17 protein-coding genes and 1 riboswitch are annotated in these 16,086 nt (G+C 68.8%); of the genes, 8 read left to right on the forward strand and 9 right to left on the reverse strand.

Annotation, left to right across the window (positions count from 1 at the left end):
* Nucleotides 1-66 precede the first annotated feature (66 nt).
* Genes VGB75_02195 through clpS form a run of 3 tightly spaced genes read right to left on the reverse strand, consistent with a single transcriptional unit; the run spans nucleotide 67 to nucleotide 1,302 of the window.
* Nucleotides 67-495 (reverse strand): M67 family metallopeptidase, encoded by a 429-nt coding sequence (locus tag VGB75_02195; GenBank protein ID HEY0165829.1) that lies wholly within the window; start codon nucleotides 493-495, stop codon nucleotides 67-69.
* A gap of 26 nt (nucleotides 496-521) precedes the next feature.
* Nucleotides 522-971, reverse strand: a complete 450-nt coding sequence (locus VGB75_02200; protein ID HEY0165830.1) for a DUF2017 family protein — start codon at nucleotides 969-971, stop codon at nucleotides 522-524.
* Nucleotides 972-996: 25 nt separating this feature from the next.
* Nucleotides 997-1,302 carry an ATP-dependent Clp protease adapter ClpS gene (clpS, locus tag VGB75_02205; GenBank protein HEY0165831.1) on the reverse strand — a complete coding sequence of 102 codons (306 nt, stop codon included), beginning with the start codon at nucleotides 1,300-1,302 and terminating at the stop codon, nucleotides 997-999.
* Nucleotides 1,303-1,343: 41 nt separating this feature from the next.
* On the opposite strand from clpS, the gene VGB75_02210 reads away from it, so the two are divergent.
* Nucleotides 1,344-2,624 (forward strand): nicotinate phosphoribosyltransferase, encoded by a 1,281-nt coding sequence (locus VGB75_02210; GenBank protein HEY0165832.1) that lies wholly within the window; start codon nucleotides 1,344-1,346, stop codon nucleotides 2,622-2,624.
* Nucleotides 2,625-2,684: 60 nt separating this feature from the next.
* On the forward strand, nucleotides 2,685-3,260 hold the full coding sequence (locus tag VGB75_02215) for a dienelactone hydrolase family protein (GenBank protein ID HEY0165833.1): 576 nt from the start codon (nucleotides 2,685-2,687) through the stop codon (nucleotides 3,258-3,260).
* Nucleotides 3,261-3,276: 16 nt separating this feature from the next.
* Here the strand turns inward: VGB75_02215 and ctaD are convergent, their stop codons facing one another.
* Nucleotides 3,277-5,016 (reverse strand): cytochrome c oxidase subunit I, encoded by a 1,740-nt coding sequence (ctaD, locus tag VGB75_02220; GenBank protein HEY0165834.1) that lies wholly within the window; start codon nucleotides 5,014-5,016, stop codon nucleotides 3,277-3,279.
* Nucleotides 5,017-5,298: 282 nt separating this feature from the next.
* Here ctaD and VGB75_02225 point away from each other — a divergent pair, with 282 nt between their 5' ends.
* The 6 genes from VGB75_02225 (at nucleotide 5,299) to VGB75_02250 (ending at nucleotide 11,612) form a co-directional block, all read left to right on the forward strand.
* Nucleotides 5,299-5,754: a PPOX class F420-dependent oxidoreductase gene (locus VGB75_02225; GenBank protein ID HEY0165835.1), complete on the forward strand. Its 456-nt coding sequence runs from the start codon at nucleotides 5,299-5,301 to the stop codon at nucleotides 5,752-5,754.
* Between the two features lie 47 nt (nucleotides 5,755-5,801).
* Nucleotides 5,802-6,821 carry a glucose-6-phosphate dehydrogenase (coenzyme-F420) gene (gene fgd, locus VGB75_02230; GenBank protein ID HEY0165836.1) on the forward strand — a complete coding sequence of 340 codons (1,020 nt, stop codon included), beginning with the start codon at nucleotides 5,802-5,804 and terminating at the stop codon, nucleotides 6,819-6,821.
* A 4-nt stretch (nucleotides 6,822-6,825) separates the two neighbouring features.
* Nucleotides 6,826-7,353, forward strand: coding sequence for a GNAT family N-acetyltransferase (locus VGB75_02235; protein ID HEY0165837.1), 528 nt, complete (start codon nucleotides 6,826-6,828; stop codon nucleotides 7,351-7,353).
* A gap of 233 nt (nucleotides 7,354-7,586) precedes the next feature.
* On the forward strand, nucleotides 7,587-9,167 hold the full coding sequence (locus tag VGB75_02240) for a right-handed parallel beta-helix repeat-containing protein (GenBank protein ID HEY0165838.1): 1,581 nt from the start codon (nucleotides 7,587-7,589) through the stop codon (nucleotides 9,165-9,167).
* A 125-nt stretch (nucleotides 9,168-9,292) separates the two neighbouring features.
* Nucleotides 9,293-10,666 carry an alkaline phosphatase family protein gene (locus tag VGB75_02245; GenBank protein ID HEY0165839.1) on the forward strand — a complete coding sequence of 458 codons (1,374 nt, stop codon included), beginning with the start codon at nucleotides 9,293-9,295 and terminating at the stop codon, nucleotides 10,664-10,666.
* A 124-nt stretch (nucleotides 10,667-10,790) separates the two neighbouring features.
* Complete coding sequence (locus tag VGB75_02250; protein HEY0165840.1) at nucleotides 10,791-11,612, forward strand: formate/nitrite transporter family protein; 822 nt, start codon at nucleotides 10,791-10,793, stop codon at nucleotides 11,610-11,612.
* Nucleotides 11,613-11,676: 64 nt separating this feature from the next.
* Here VGB75_02250 and VGB75_02255 read toward each other — a convergent pair whose 3' ends face one another.
* From VGB75_02255 to VGB75_02275, 5 genes are all read right to left on the reverse strand, one after another.
* Nucleotides 11,677-11,940, reverse strand: a complete 264-nt coding sequence (locus VGB75_02255; GenBank protein HEY0165841.1) for a hypothetical protein — start codon at nucleotides 11,938-11,940, stop codon at nucleotides 11,677-11,679.
* A gap of 48 nt (nucleotides 11,941-11,988) precedes the next feature.
* Nucleotides 11,989-12,342: a zinc ribbon domain-containing protein gene (locus tag VGB75_02260; GenBank protein HEY0165842.1), complete on the reverse strand. Its 354-nt coding sequence runs from the start codon at nucleotides 12,340-12,342 to the stop codon at nucleotides 11,989-11,991.
* A gap of 7 nt (nucleotides 12,343-12,349) precedes the next feature.
* Complete coding sequence (locus VGB75_02265; GenBank protein HEY0165843.1) at nucleotides 12,350-13,642, reverse strand: hydroxyacid-oxoacid transhydrogenase; 1,293 nt, start codon at nucleotides 13,640-13,642, stop codon at nucleotides 12,350-12,352.
* A 113-nt stretch (nucleotides 13,643-13,755) separates the two neighbouring features.
* Nucleotides 13,756-14,526, reverse strand: a complete 771-nt coding sequence (locus VGB75_02270) for an N-acyl homoserine lactonase family protein (GenBank protein HEY0165844.1) — start codon at nucleotides 14,524-14,526, stop codon at nucleotides 13,756-13,758.
* A gap of 128 nt (nucleotides 14,527-14,654) precedes the next feature.
* Complete coding sequence (locus VGB75_02275) at nucleotides 14,655-15,824, reverse strand: ATP-grasp domain-containing protein (protein HEY0165845.1); 1,170 nt, start codon at nucleotides 15,822-15,824, stop codon at nucleotides 14,655-14,657.
* 188 nt (nucleotides 15,825-16,012) lie between these two features.
* Nucleotides 16,013-16,085: riboswitch (S-adenosyl-L-homocysteine riboswitch) on the forward strand.
* Nucleotide 16,086 lies beyond the last annotated feature (1 nt).

Consider the following 16,086-nt stretch of genomic DNA (forward strand, 5'->3'; position numbering starts at 1 on the left):
AGACTCCTCAAGATGTCGTTGTGCCGCAGTACACCGAACCCAACCACGGACGCGGCGGCAATATGCCTACGGCGCATCGGTTTCCGGTTTATCCACTTTCTCGACCGGCTCCTCGGTGACCACGCCCTCGACGATGCGGTAGGACCGGAACTCGACAGAGTCGGGGTCAGCGGTGGAGACCAGGACGTAATGGGCCTGCGGTTCGAAGGCCAGCGCGATGTCGGTGCGTGAGGGATAGGCCTCGGTGGCGGTGTGCGAGTGATAGATCACCACCGGCTCCTCGTCGGCCTCGTCCATCGCCTGCCACAGCTTGAGCTGCTCGCCGGAGTCCATCTGGTAGAAGGTCGGCGAGGCCGCGGCGTTGAGCATCTCGACCAGCCGTTGCGGTCGGTCCGAGCCGGCTGGGCCGGCGACCACTCCGCACGCCTCGTTGGGATGGTCACGCCGGGCGTGGGCGATGATCGCGTCGTAGATCGGCGCGGGCAGTCTCAACACAGTCGTCCACGATATCGGGCCAGCACTCACAGCACCTGCATGACCAGCATGTCCTGCACAGCCGTGAGCCAGAAGTAGACCTGCGCCGCGGGCTCGTCGTCATCCAGCTCGGCCTCGGCGGTGACGCCGAGCCGGGTGCCCAGCGCCAGCCTCAGGTCGTTGAGCACCCGCAACCAGCGATCGGTGGCCTCGGCGTCCAGCGTCACCCGCCCGCCGCCGGCGACGAGCTCGGCGCGGCAGGCCTGCAGCCGGCCGATCCGCTCGGCCCGCAGGTCGCTCTCGACCAGTTCCCGGTACTCCTGGGCGGCCTCCGGATCATCGGTGTAGCCAGCGGGATAGAGCCGCTGGATGACCGGGTCGTCCTGATCGGGCTCGGCCAGGACGTCGGCGAAGTCATCGAGCAGGCCACCGAGCAGGGCAGCCTCGCCGTCACCGATCTCCAGCCGCAGGGCGCCTGCCTTGCGCCGCACCCTCATCGCCGCTCCATCCCGCTGTGCCCGGTCATGAGTCACGCTGGACGGTCGCCCAGAGGCCGTAGCCGTGCAGGGTCGCCGTGTCGCCCTCCATCCGCTCCCGCGGACCTGAGGACACCACCGCCCGCCCCTTGTGGTGGACGTCGAGCATCAACGCGGTGGCCTTGTCCTTGGGATAGCCGAAGACCTTCATGAGCACGTGGGTGACGTAGGACATCAGGTTCACCGGGTCGTTCCAGACCACGGTCACCCAGGGACGGTCTGCCTCGGCAGCCTCGTCGGCCTGCTGGTCGGCGACCGCCTCCCGCTGCGGAGTGATGGTCGGGGTGGACATGCGTCCATGGTGGCATGGGCGGCTCTGACACGATCTGCAGCATGTCCACCGAGTCGACCGCCCTGCTCACCGACCACTACGAGCTCACCATGCTCACGGCCGCGCTGGCCGACGGAGCCGCCCAGCGGCGCTGCACCTTCGAGGTGTTCACCCGCCGGCTGCCCAACGGCCGCCGATTCGGTGTGGCCGCCGGGCTCGGCCGGCTGATCCCGGCGATCCAGGCATTCCGGTTCACCGCCGAGGAGCTGGAACGGCTGGTCGCTGAGGGCGTGATCGACGGCCGCGCCGCCGACTTCCTCGCCGAGTACCGGTTCACCGGCGACATCAGCGGCTACGCCGAGGGTGAGCCGTACTTCGGGCACTCGCCGATCCTGAGCGTGACCGGCAGTTTCGCCGAGGCGGTGGTGCTGGAGACGCTGATCCTGTCGGTGCTCAACCACGACTGCGCCATCGCCGCCGCGGCCGCCCGGATGGTGGTGGCCGCCGGTGACCGGCCGATCATCGAGATGGGTTCGCGGCGCACTCACGAGCAGGCCGCGGTGGCCTGCGCCCGAGCCGCTTACCTCGTGGGCTTCCAGGCCAGCTCCAACCTGGCGGCCGGGGCCCGCTACGGCATTCCGACCACGGGCACCGCCGCGCACGCCTTCACCCTGCTGCACGACAGCGAGCAGGCCGCCTTCGCCGCCCAGCTGGACTCGCTGGGCGCCTCGACCACCCTGCTGGTCGACACCTACGACATCAGCCAGGGAATCGAGAACGCGATCCAAGCCGCCGGTCCCAAGCTGGGCGCGATCCGGATCGACTCCGGCGACCTTGCCGTCATGGCCCACCAGTCGCGCGCCCAACTCGACCGGCTCGGCGCCACCGACACCCGGATCGTGGTGAGCGGCGACCTCGACGAGTACGCGATAGCCGCGCTGGCCGCGGCGCCGGTGGACACCTACGGGGCAGGCACGGCGGTGGTCACCGGCTCCGGCGCCCCGACCGCCGGCCTGGTCTACAAGCTCGTCGAGGTGCAGGGCCGTCCGGTGACCAAGCGCAGCGAGCACAAGGGCAGCGTCGGCGGCGCCAAGCTCGGTTACCGGCGGCACCGGGCCTCGGGGACAGCCACCGAGGAGCTGGTGGTGCAGCAGCGTGCCGGCTTCGAGCCGGCGGCCGGCGACCGGTTGCTGAGCGTGCCGGTGCTGCGCGAGGGCGAGCAGGTCGGGAGTCCCAGCCTGCAGGACTCGCGTCGGCACCACCGCGCCGCCATGACGGCGCTGCCCTGGGAGGCGCTCAAACTCTCCGCCGGCGACCCGGGGTTGAGCGTCACCTTCGGCTGAGCGTCACCTTCGGCTGAGCGTCCTGGTGAGATGCTGAGCGTCCTGAGAAGGGAGTCGGAGATGGCTGAGGTAGTGCTGTTCCACCACGCGCTGGGGCTGACCCCCGGCATCGTCGCCTTCGCCGACGAGCTGCGCCGCGCCGGGCACACCGTCCACACGCCTGACCTGTTCCAGGGGCGCGCCTTCGACACCCTGGAGCAGGGGGTGGCCCATGCCGAGCAGGTCGGGTTCGGACAGGTGATCGAGCGCGGCGCCCGGGCGGTCCAGGAGCTGCCCGCGGAGCTGGTGTACGCCGGCTTCTCGCTGGGGGTGCTGCCGGCGCAGTTCCTGGCCCAGACCCGGGCCGGGGCGCGCGGGGCGCTGCTGATGTACTCCTGCGTCCCGGTGTCGGAGTTCGGCTCGCAGTGGCCGGCCGAGGTCGCGGTGCAGGTGCACGGCATGGACGCCGACCCGATCTTCACCGGCGAGGGCGACCTCGACGCCGCCCGCGCTCTGCTCGAACAGGCCCCGGACGGGCAGCTGTTCCTCTACCCCGGCGACCAGCACTACTTCGCCGACAGCACGCTGCCCTCCTACGTCCCGGACGCGGCCGCGCTGCTGAGCCGGCGGGTGCTCAGCTTCCTCGCCGAGCGGTGACCAGGCCCGGTCGCGCTCAGCTTCCGGGGTCGGGGTCCCGGCGGCCCTGACGCTGGCCCTCGCCGCCGACCGCGGCCTGGCCGACTGTCTCCAGCTCGCGGTGCTTCTTGTCTGCGTGGGCCTCGCGTTCGAGCCGGTCGATCAGGTGCGGGTAGTGCGCCTCGAACGCCGGGCGCTCGGAGCGGATCCTGGGCATCGAGGTGAAGTTGTGCCGCGGCGGCGGGCAGGACGTCGCCCACTCCAGGGAGTTGCTGTGGCCCCACGCGTCGTCGGCGGTGGCCACCTCGCCGAAGCGGTAGGACTTGTAGACGTTGTAGAGGAACGGCAGCATCGAGGCGCCGAGCAGGAACGCGCCGATACTGGAGATGGTGTTCAGGGTGGTGAACCCGTCCCCGGGCAGGTAGTCGGCGTACCGGCGGGGCATCCCCTCGTTACCCACCCAGTGCTGCACCAGGAACGTCAGGTGGAAGCCGATGAAGGTCAACCAGAAGTGCAGTTTGCCCAGTCGCTCGTCCATGTAACGGCCGGTGAACTTGGGAAACCAGAAGTACACGCCGGCGTAGGCGGCGAACACGATCGTGCCGAACAGCACGTAGTGGAAGTGCGCCACCACGAAGTAGGTGTCCGAGACGTGGAAGTCCGCGGGCGGGCTGGCCAGCACGACGCCGGTCAGGCCACCGAACAGGAAGGTCACCAGGAACCCGATCGAGAACAGCATGGGCGACTCGAAGGTGATCGAGCCCCGCCACAGGGTGCCGATCCAGTTGAAGAACTTCAGCCCGGTCGGCACCGCGATCAGGAAGGACAGGAAGGAGAAGAACGGCAGCAGCACCACGCCGGTGGCGAACATGTGGTGGGCCCAGACGGTCAGCGACAGCGCGGCGATCGACAGCGTGGCCAGCACCAGGCCCTTGTAGCCGAACAGCGGCTTGCGGGCGAACACCGGGAAGATCTCGGACACGATCCCGAAGAACGGCAACGCCAGGATGTAGACCTCGGGGTGGCCGAAGAACCAGAACAGGTGCTGCCACAGGACCGCGCCGCCGTTCTCCGAGGCGAACACCTGCGCGCCCAGGTGCCGGTCGGCCCAGAGCACCAGCAGGGCGGCGGTCAGGATCGGGAAGGCCAGCAGCACCAGCAGCGAGGTCACCAGGATGTTCCACACGAAGATCGGCATCCGGAACATCGTCATGCCGGGCGCCCGCAAGGTGAGCACGGTCGTCACCATGTTGACGCCGCCGAGGATGGTGCCCAGCCCCGACAGCGCCAGGCCCAGGATCCAGAAGTCGGCGCCCATCCCCGGAGAGTGCGTCATGTCGTTGAGCGGCAGGTAGAACGTCCAGCCGCCGTCGGCGGCGCCGCCCGGCGTCAGGAAGCCCAGGCACGCGACGATCGCGCCGAACAGGTAGAGCCAGTAGGAGAAGGCGTTCAGTCGCGGGAATGCCACGTCCGGCGAGCCGATCTGCAACGGCAGCACCAGGTTGGCGAAGGCGAACACGCTCGGGGTGGCGAAGAACAGCAGCATGATCGTGCCGTGCATGGTGAACAGCTGGTTGTACTGCTCCGCCGACAGGATCTGCATGCCCGGTCGAGCCAGCTCCGCCCGCATCACCAGTGCCATCAGGCCCCCGAGCATGAAGAACGCGAACGAGGTGACCATGTACATCCGGCCGATCAGCTTGTGATCGGTGGTGCGCAACACCTGGAGGAACATCGAGCCGCTGGCGGGGCGATCGGCAGGGTAGGGGCGGCTCACAATCGGCGCCGGCTCGAGATCGAGCGGGCTGGCGGTGGAGCTGGCACCTGCAGTGGTCGTCAAAATCCTGCCTCCGGCTTAGGCATGCTGTCAGATTCCAGCCGTCCGCCGACCGCCGGTTTCCTACTCAGAGCAGGATAGCCACCGCCCCTACGCCCGAGCGCACCGGCCCGGCTCGGCGTTTCGCCGTCCTGAGCCGATCCGGCGCGCGAGCAGGCCGGGTGGCCGGTGGCCTACGGTGGAGGCGCCCCCTGACCGACGAGCCCCCGGAGAGTTGCGAGCATGACAGCCGTCCAAGGCACTGACCCACTTGTCGAGCTGCTCGCCGAGCGGCACTTCGGCGTGCTGGCGAGCATCAAGTCCGACGGCCGGCCGCAGCTGTCGAACGTGGTGTACGCCTTCACCCCCGACCCGTCCACGCCAGGCGCCGGCGTGGCCAGGATCTCGATCACCACCGGCCGGGCCAAGTACCGCAACCTGCTGCGCGACCCGCGAGCCAGCCTGCACGTCAGCGCGCCGGACTTCTGGTCCTACGCGGTGGCCGAGGCGCTGGCCGACCTCAGCCCGGTGGCAGCCGATCCGCAGGACCAGACCGTCGAAGACCTCGTCGCGCTCTACCGCGACATCCAGGGTGAGCACCCGGACTGGCAGGAGTTCCGGCAGGCGATGGTCACCGGCCAGCGGGTGATGCTGCGGCTGGCGGTCAGCCGGGTGTACGGAATGGCCGGCAGCGGCTGAGCCGGCTCAAGTCGCCGTCAACCGCCGTTTCACAGAGAGGCAGCGCCATGTCGTGGGAGACCGGATCGTTGAAGATCGGTTACAAGGCCTCGGCCGAGCAGTTCGGCCCTCGCCAACTGCTGGATTACGCGGTGCAGGCCGAGCAAGCCGGCCTGGACAGCGTGCTGATCTCCGATCACTTCCAGCCCTGGCAGCACGACGGCGGCCACGCGCCGTTCTCGCTGGCCTGGCTGGCCGCCGTGGGCGAGCGCACCTCGCGGGTCCAGCTGGGCACCAGCGTGCTGACTCCGACCTTCCGGTACAACCCCGCGATCATCGCGCAGGCCTTCGGCACGCTGGCCTGCCTCTACCCGAACCGGATGCTGCTCGGCATCGGCACCGGCGAGGCGTTGAACGAGGTGGCGGTGACCCGGGTGCAGTGGCCGGACTTCAAGCAGCGGTTCGCCCGGTTGCGCGAGGCGGTGCAGTTGATGCGCCGGTTGTGGACCGAGGAGCGGGTCAGCTTCGACGGCGAGTACTACCAGACCACCGATGCCACGGTCTATGACCGGCCCGAGCAGAGCGTCCCGATCTACATCGCCGCCGGCGGCCCGGTGGTCGCCAAGTACGCCGGACGAGCCGGTGACGGTTTCATCTGCACGTCCGGCAAGGGCCCCGAGCTCTACCAGGACAAGCTGATGCCGGCGGTCGAGGAAGGGTTGGCCGCGGCCGGCCGGGACGGCTCGCAGTTGGACCGGATGATCGAGATCAAGCTCTCATACGACCCCGACCCCCAGCAGGCCTTGGAGAACACCCGGTTCTGGGCGCCGCTGTCGTTGACCGCTGAGCAGAAGTCCGGCCTGCACGATCCGATCGAGATGCAGGCAGCCGGCGCGGCACTGCCGCTGGAGCAGATCGCGAGCCGGTGGATCGTGGCCAGCGACCCGCAGACCGCGGTCGCGGCGATCCGGCCGTACCTGGACTACGGCTTCAACCACCTGGTCTTTCACGCTCCCGGCCATGACCAGTCCCGGTTCCTGTCCTCCTTCAGCCAGCAGGTCCTGCCGCTGCTGCGCGAACTCGGCTGAGACGGTGCGCGGCGACGTCATCAGGGCGGTCGGCCAGCCCGACGTCGCCGCCGTCGCCGACCTGGTCCACGAGCTGGCCGAGTACGAGAGGGCGCCCCTGCGACACCGGCTCACCCGGAGCCGGCTGCGCAGGGCGCTGTTCGGCGCCGAGCCGGCGCTGTTCGGACATCTCGCCGAGGTGCGCGGCACGGTGGTCGGCTGCGCGCTGTGGCGCCTCGACTTCTGCGCTGGTGACGGCAGCTGCGGGATCGACGGCGGCCCCGCCGTCGACGGCCCCGGGATCTACCTCCAGGACCTGTACGTCCAGCCCGCTCACCGCGGCCGGGGGCTGGGGCGCGGGTTGCTCGCCGCGCTGGCCGTCGAGGCCTGCCAGCGTGGTCTGGTCAGGCTCGAGTGGTCTGTCCAGGAGTGGAATGTGCTCGCCCAGGGCTTCTACCGCGGCGTCGGCGGCCGGCCGGACGGCGCCCGCAGCGCCTGGAAGATGGGTCCGGACGCCCTGACCGCCCTGGCCGCGCGGTCCACCGCGGGTTAGCGGTCTGCACGAGGCAACGCCGCCTCGATGACATCGCGGGGTTCCTGACGCCGCGCCTGATCCTCACTCATGGGGCGTACTCCCCTTGCCGCAATCCTGCCTCCCGCTTGCGAGTGACTAACTAGTCACTTAGAGTCAGCATCAATTTGCTGTTAAATTTACCGCTTCGAGCAGGGATTTCCATGAGACGAGTTATCGCCGGTACGTCAACGGCTGTCCTAGTTGGCGGGCTGTTGTCCCTGATCGGCCCGACCGGCCAGGCGGGGGCGGCGACACTCTCCGTCCCCAGCAGCTACCGCACCATCGGCGCGGCCATCGCCGCCGCCCGCAACGGCGACACCGTCTCGGTGTCACCCGGCACCTACCGGGAGAACATCAGCATCGTCGGCAAGCGGATCACGGTCCGCTCGGTCTCAGGCCCTGGCGTCACGGTCATCGCAGGCAATCCCGGCCGCACGCCGGTGATGATCCAGAACATCCCGGCCGGGACCATGACCCTGCAGGGCTTCCGGATCGTCTCCGGATCGGCGCCGAGCGGCCAAGGCGGCGGCATCACCATCGCCAACTACGCCAGCCCGACGATCCGCGGCAACGAGTTGGTGTCCAACCGCTCCAATGACGGCGCCGGCATCCTGGTCTACAACAACTCGCACCCGACCATCACCGGCAACAACATCCACCACAACACCGCGGCCAGGTTCGGCGGCGGGGTCTTCGCCGTCATCAACTCCAACCCGAAGATCACCGGCAACACCATCAGCAGCAACCGCGCCTACGGCGGTGGCGGCGTGTACCTGGAGAACGACGTCTCGCGCCCGAGCGCCCGCTCCGCGCCGAGCGTGACCGGCAACAAGATCACCTCGAACGTGTCCAGCCAGGCAGGCGGCGGCATCATGCTGCGCACCGGCGTGAACGCGGTGATCGCCAAGAACACCATCACCGGCAACAGCTCGCCCTACGGCGGCGGCATCGAGGTCGAGACCACCGGCAGCACGCCCCGCATCACCGGCAACGTGATCACCGGCAACTCGGCCCTCACCTCAGCGGCGTGGCCGGGCAGCGGCAGCGGCGGCGGCATCGCGGTATTCGGCTGGTCGCGTCCGATCATCTCGCACAACAGCATCATCGGTAACCGGACCACCCGCTTCGGCGGCGGCATCGTGCTGGCCGAGGGCTCGGTGTCGACGGTGAACGCCAACAACATCGCCAAGAACACCGTCATCGACACCGGCTCAGGCCCGGGTGGCGGCGGCATCTACCTGGCCAACTCCGAGGCGACCATCCAGAACAACGCGCTGCGGCAGAATTCCGCGCCGCTCGGTGGCGGTGTCGCCTTCGTCGGAACCGGCTCGCTGGTGCTGGTCAACAACACCATCGTCTCCAACGCCTCCCGGGCCGGCAGCGCTGCCTCCGGCGGTGGCCTGTTCGTGGCGAAGAAGACCTCGGGCAAGGCCTCGATCGTCAACAACATCTTCACCGGGAACAACAACTTCCAGATCTTTGAGATGGGCGAGTTCGCCACCTACTCCAACAACCTGATCACCAACAGCGGCAACGGGATGTTCTACAGCTTCCCGGCCCACACCATCACCGACATCCGTAACTTCAACGGCAATCCCAACATCAGGCTGGCGGTCGGCAACGTCGGCTCCGCCCCGGCGTTCGTCAACGCCCCGGCCTTCGACTACCGGCTCACCAAGGGCTCGCCGGCCGTGGACGCCGGCCGGTCGACCGGGGCTCCCCTGCTCGACATCCGCGACCTGCCCCGCTACGGAACCCGGCCTGACATCGGAGCTTTCGAGTACCGCCCTTGATCACAAAGGCAAACACTCCTGGGCCTTAATGCCGCGATGTAGCCGGTAATTTCACGGGCCGGGCACTTGCGCTGGCATCGCGGCTGACGCACGGTAGGACAACCCGACTTTGGGAGGTCCTGGTTATGCCCGTGATTCGACCGATACGCCTGGTGCTGGCCGCCTCGATGGTGGCGCTGATGAGCGGCGCTGCCCTCGATGCGGCCGGCGCCGCCTCAACCGAGGCTGCTGGAGTTCCTCGTCCTGACCACGTCGTCGTGGTCGTGATGGAGAACCACTCCAACACCGACGTGATCGGCAATCCGGCGGCCCCGTATATCAACTCGCTCGCCGCGACCGGCGCCAACTTCAGCCAGTCCTACGCGATCACCCACCCGAGCCAGCCGAACTACTTCGCCCTGTTCTCCGGCTCCCTCCAGGGCGTTGACGACAACTCCTGCCCGCACACCTTCAGCACTCCCAACCTGGGTGCGGCGCTGATCGCCAATGGCCTGAGTTTCAAGGGATATTCCGAGTCGATGCCGTATGACGGCTACACCGGCTGCAGCAGCGGCGCCTACGTCCGCAGGCACAACCCGTGGGTCAACTGGACCAACGTCCCGGCCTCGTCGAACCTGACATTGAACGCCTTTCCCACCGACTACAACCAGTTGCCGACGGTGTCGTTCGTGATCCCCAACCTGGACAACGACATGCACGACGGCACCGTCGGCGAGGGCGACGCCTGGCTGAAGTCGCACATCGACGGCTACGCGCAGTGGGCCAAAACCCACAACAGCCTGCTGATACTGACCTTCGACGAGGATGACAACAACTCCGGAAACCGGATCCCGACGGTCTTCGTCGGCGCCCAGGTCAAGCAAGGCACGTATTCCGAGCGAATAAATCACTACAATGTGCTTCGCACCCTTGAGGACGCCTACGGCCTGCCGTACGCCGGCGCCAGCGCGAGCGCCACCCCGATCACCAACGTCTGGACGACCAGCCCCGATCCCGACCCCGACCCTGTTCCAGATCCGGGCTGCTTGGCGGCGCAGCTGATGGTCAACCCCGGCTTCGAGAGGGGCACGGTCGGACCCTGGGTCAGCGACCTCGGCGTGGTGGCACGCGAGACTTCCGAGCAGCCGGCGTGGGCCGGCAGCTGGCTGGCCACGCTGGGCGGCCAGGGCGTCGCTGACACCGACACGCTCAGCCAGCTGGTCACCATCCCGGTGAGCTGCCAGGCCCGCCTGAGCTTCTGGCTGGACATCGACACGGCCCAGCGGAGCACCTCGACCGCTTACGACACGCTGGCGGTGACGCTGCGGTCGCCGTCGGGCTCGGTGCTGGACTCGCTGGCCACCTACTCCAACCTCGATGCCGAGACCGGTTACCGCAAGCGCAGCTTCGACGTGTCCGAGCATGCCGGCCGCCAGCTGCTGGTGACCTTCACCGCGAAGGAGGACTCCAGCCGGGAGACGTCATTCTTCCTCGACTACGTGACGCTGTCGGTCAGCTGAGGCGTATGGACTGCCGGTATAACGGCACGCGGACACCACCGGCGTGCGGCCGGGCGTGGGTAGGCTCGCGGTAGCGGCGAGCGAACTCGGCGTCAGACGGCACGGCCTTGTGGGAGGTTCGCCCATGTCACGACCATCCGGCGGCGCCGGCGATGTCATCGCACCGGTCGGCGCCCGCGAGGAACCGGAGATCGAGGACGCCTTCGACCGGCTGGTCGCCGAAGGCGACAATCGGCTCTCCCGGCCGCTGTTGCCGTTGTTGGCGACCGGTTTTCTCGGCGGGATCGACATCGGGGTAGGCGTGCTGGCCTACCTGGTGGTCAAGCACGAGACCGGCGATCCACTGCTCGCCGCGCTGGCCTTCACGATCGGGTTCGTGGCCCTGCTGATGGCTCGCAGCGAGCTGTTCACCGAGAACTTCCTGGTGCCCGTCACCGCCCTGGTGGCCGGCCACGGCACCGTCTTGCAGTTGATCCGGCTCTGGGTGGTGACGCTGTTGATGAACCTGGCCGGGGGGCTGATCCTGGCCGGCATGATCGTGGTGGCGCTGCCCGACCTGCAACCGACCGCGATCGAGTCCGGCGGCCATTACGCCCATCTGGGGGTGTCGTGGCGCTCGTTCTTCCTGGCAGTGCTGGGCGGCACCGTCATCACCCTGCTCACCCGGATGCAGCACGCCAGCGACAACATGGGCGTGAAGGTCATTCCCGCGATCGTGATGTCCTTCGTCCTGGTGGGAGCGCAGCTGTTTCACTCGGTGCTCGACTCGATCCTGATCGCGGCCGGGCTGTTCAGCGGCGGCGCCGATTACAACTGGGGCCACTGGGTCGGCGCGCTTCTCTGGTCGAGTTTCGGCAATCTGGTCGGCGGCCTGGTGCTGGTCACCTCGGTGCGGCTGCTACGGGTGCCGCACCGGGTGCAGGAGGAGCGCCAGCACAACAGCTGACCCCAATGCGGGTCTGAAGGGCCGGACGGTTTCGGGCCGGGATGGTCAGGCCGGACGGTGCAGCTCAGGCCGGACGGTGCAGCGGAGTGACCGACGAGTCGTCGGCCAACGCGGCGTCGGCTGCCGGGTGCTCCACGACGGCGATCACCCGGCCGCTCATGAACCGCGCGGTCCGCACGGGGGTGCCGCCCCGAGTGACCTCGGTGACCTCGACCAGGCCGCGACCGTGGCTGACCTCGACCCGACGGCCCGCCCGGGTGGCGGTGATGGTGTAGGTCCGGCTGCTCTCACCGGCGTCTATGACGATCTCAACGCTGTCGCCTCGCATGACGCTCCTCCTGGGGAAACGCTGTTCTAAACCATGGCGCGGGCTCCACTATTCCAGCGGATCGCCCAGCCGCAGCGGAGCTGCCTCATAGCGTCCCTCATGGGCGATGACCGGCCGCTGGTCTGCGGCCAGCTCCGGGTACTTGGCCTCCAGCCGACTACGCGCCTGCGCCTGGGCGCGCAATTCAGCCAGGTAGCCGCGGTCGCCATGATAGGTGCCCCGCCAGGTCTGCGGCTGGCTGTCGTGCGCGGGTGGCACGGCGGCCACGCCCGACAGCGCGCATCCGGCCGGTAGTTTCACAGCGCGCGACCGGCACACCGGGCAGGCCGGCAGCTCCGCGGTGAAGGACTGGATCACTTCAAAACGGTGGCCCTGCTGGCAGCGCAGGTCATAGATCGGCATCGTTGACTCACCACAGGCTCATCGAACGGCGGAATATCGCGGCCAGATCCTCCTCGCCGACCGGCCGGGGGCAGGTCGCCAGCAGCCGCTGTTGCTTCATCGCACCGCCGACCAGGCCGTCGATGTCGCTCTCGTCGTAACCGACCCCGCCCACCCCGTTGGGCAGGCCGATGTCACGCATCAGGGCGGCCACCACAGCGGGTAGGAACGCTGAGGCGTCAGAGGGTTGATCGGCGTCGGGCGCCAGCAGCCGGGCAGCCCGGAGGTGGCGTTCGGGCTGGGCCGAGAAGGTGAACCGGAACGCCTCCGGAGCGGTCAGCGCCACGGACATCCCGTGCGGGACCATCGGTTCCTCCTGCGGGTAGTCCTTGGGACGGAAGTCCTTGACCCGGCCGGCGATCGGATAGGCATTGGCATGCGGGATGTGCACGCCGGCGTTGCCGAAGCCCATGCCCGCGAAGGTCGCGGCCATCGCCATCGCCAGCCGGGCGTCGCGATCCTCGCCATCGCGCACCGCAGGCCGGAACGATCCGGACAGCAGAGTCAGCGCTTTTTCCGACCACATGTCGGCGATCGGGTTCGACCCGCAATAGGGCACCCGTTGCTCAGCCCGCTTGTGCTCGTAGGTGGTGTAGGGGCGTGCGGTGTAGCTCTCCAGGGCATGGCAGAGGATGTCCATGCCGGCGGCCGCGGTCACACCGGCGGGCTGGGTCAGCGTCAGGTCCGGGTCGATGACCGCCAGAGTGGGTCGTAGCCGGACGTGGCTGATTCCGGTTTTCACCTTCATCGCAAGAACGTCAAGCACGCAGATGGTGGTCGACTCCGAGCCGGTCCCCGTGGTCGTCGGCACCGCGATCAACGGTTTCAGCGCGACGCTCGGGGCTTTGCCGGCGCCTACCGGCGCGTTGATGTAGTCCATCAGCTCGCCTGGATTGGTGTACAGCAGGTTGACCGCCTTGGCGGTGTCGATGCTGGACCCGCCCCCGACCGCCACGAAGGCGTCCCACGGCCCGTTGGCCTTGGCCCAGTCCACGGCGTGGCGCAGGCTCTGGTCGGTCGGCTCGATGTGGGACTCGTCGAAGACCTCGGCCTCGATGCCGAAGGCGGCCATCTGCTCGGCTATCCGTTGCGGCACGCCGGTCGCGCTGAGACCGCGGTCGGTGACCACCAGCGCCCGGCGAACGTCGTATTGGGAAAGGTCGAAACCGATCTCAGCGGAGGCGCCCGGCCCGAACTTCAGCTGCGGGCAGCCGTAGGTGAAGATGCTTTCCGGATGCGACGGCGCGGGATACTCGGTCATGAGCTGGCCTTATCGGTGAGGATCGCAGCGAGCGCCAGCGAGCGAGGACCGGAGCGGAGAAGGCCAGCGGGACACCCCGTCATGAGCTGGCCTTATCGGTGAGGATCGCGCTGCTAGGCATAGGAACCGGACGGGGCCAGTCGCATCGACCGGAGCTGGGCGGCGTCATGGCCGAACACCACTGTGGCGTCGGTCCTCTCGGCGATGCCTCGGATCTTCTCGACTGACTCGTAGAACGCGGCGAGGTCGTTGACGATGGCAGCCGGGACGGCGGGTGGGCCGTAGGAGTCCCCCATGTACACCGCGTCCGAGGTGAAGATCATGGTTCCGCTCTCCCGCAGCGACACCTGCATAGCCATCGTTCCCGGCGTGTGCCCGGGCGCCTGGATGAAGTTGACGCCGGGCAGGAACTCCGAGTCGTCGGACACCGTCTGAAACTCCAGGCCGTCGTAATCAGCCTTGAGATGAGCGCCGCTGAACTCGCCCTGATATCCGAACGCGAAGTCCTTCTCCGCCTCAGAGCAGACCAGGGTGGCGCCGGACCCGGCGAACATCTTGGCGTTGCCGGCATGGTCGAAATGCAGATGGGACAGCACCACGTGGCTGAGATCCTCAGCCTGCACGCCGAGCTGCCCCAACCTGGCGTCGAGGTGCTGTTCGTCGCTGACCTGGTCATAGGGGAAGAATTCCTGCAAGCCGGTCGGCGCCCACCTGGTCTCCCAGTCGCGCGGGCAACTGGTGTCCCAGAGCAGGGTGCCCTCGGGTGTCTCGACCAGGACTGCGTGGGTGGTGCAGGGATACCACTCGACGGGTCGGTCCTTCTCCGCTCGGGGGCGGATGCTGCGTCCGGGCTTGAGAAGCAGCCAGGTCAAATCACAGCTCATCGCACCGCAATCGAGGATATGCAGCCTGGTCGCGAACGCCATCGGATCCTCCTCGGACCGAGGTTGCCTCGGTTATCCAGACTGGACCGCTGGTCGCGGGCCTGTCAACGCCTCGACCGGCCCGCTAGTCAGCCGGCGACGTGGACCCGCTTGCTGACGGCGGCACGACGGTCGGTGAGCAGCCGCCGCGCGTGGGTCAACGCCGGCGCCGGGTCCCGCCACCGGCCCACGCTGTGCACGGCGCCGGCTCCGGAGTAGAGCGCGCCGGCCAGGTCACGGACCACCCCGCCGCGCCGCTCGACCAGCGCTCGGCGCAGGTCGCCCTCCCACCAGGAGTACCGCACTCCCCCGACGGCTGTCACCGGCTCCACCGGCGCCCGCCAGCGGCCGGTGGCCAGCGCCGCCCAGGTCGCCGGCAGGTTCGCTCCGGCTCGCACCGCCAGGGCCAGCGAGCCGTAGAACCGGCCGTTGAGATCGATCAGCCGAGGGACCCCGTCGGCCGGCACGATGAACTGCAACTCGGCCAGGCCGAACCAGCCCAGGGCTGCGAACAGCGCGGCGGCGCGTTCGGCCAGCTCGGGGTCGACCGGCACGCTGACCGCGCGGCAGCTTGCTCCGGCTCCGGGCGGCCAGACCCGCGAGGCGACCTGCATCGAATGGGCGGCGACCTGCCGGCCGCCAGCGGTCGTCACGGCGGCGTAGGCCATCAGGTAGCCGTCCAGGAATTCCTGCACCTCGGCCTCGCCCCCCACAGCGGCGATCTCAGAGACCCGGCGGCGAGTGGCGGTGGCGCCGAGGACCACGTTGGTGTCGATCCGTGGCGGCGCCCCGGCCAGGCCCGGGCGGGCGTGCATGCGGGCCTTCACCACGACCGGCCGGGTCTCATCCGACAGCGAGGCCGGGGCCAAGGTCTGCGGGACCCCGAATCCGGCAGCCACCGCGGCCTCGGCCAGCCGCGCCTTGTCAAGGGCGTCCAGCACGCTCTGGTGACCGGCGTGCGGCACCACCGCCGCAACTGCGTCGCGATGCTCGGACAGCGTCAGCACTTCGGCCTCGCCGGCGCCGAAGACCACCTCGTAACCGCCCTCGCGCACCGCCTGCTCCACCGCAGCCAGAAACGCCGGTTGGTCCTCATGCGCGGCGGGCACCGCGTGCCGGCGCGTGCACGCTCGCGACGAGGACGCCAGGCCGCAGCCGTCCGGCGCGCCCACGCCGACCTGCCAGCCGGCCTGCGCCAACGCGCGGACAGCCGCCAGCGCACCCCGGCTGAAACCCTGCTCGACCACCAATGCCCGCACGCGCACTCCCGCGTCTCACATACGCGCGGGACCGGTGGGCTCTGGCCAGCGCGCGTCGCTGGCCACCCTAGCGGCGCCGGGCAGCTCGTCGAGTCCCGCCAGCGACTGACAGGAAATATCGGCAGTTTCGACGATTGGGCGGGCGGGCTGACATGTTAAACTGGCTATGCGCCGAAGCTGGCGCGGTCCAGGTCGAGAGGCGCTGCGACGGACACGGTCCGCCACGCTCGATCTGTGATCACGTGAAGGGCGCCTCCCACTG

Source organism: Jatrophihabitans sp. (assembly GCA_036399055.1).
Taxonomy (GTDB): Bacteria; Actinomycetota; Actinomycetes; order Mycobacteriales; family Jatrophihabitantaceae; genus Jatrophihabitans_A.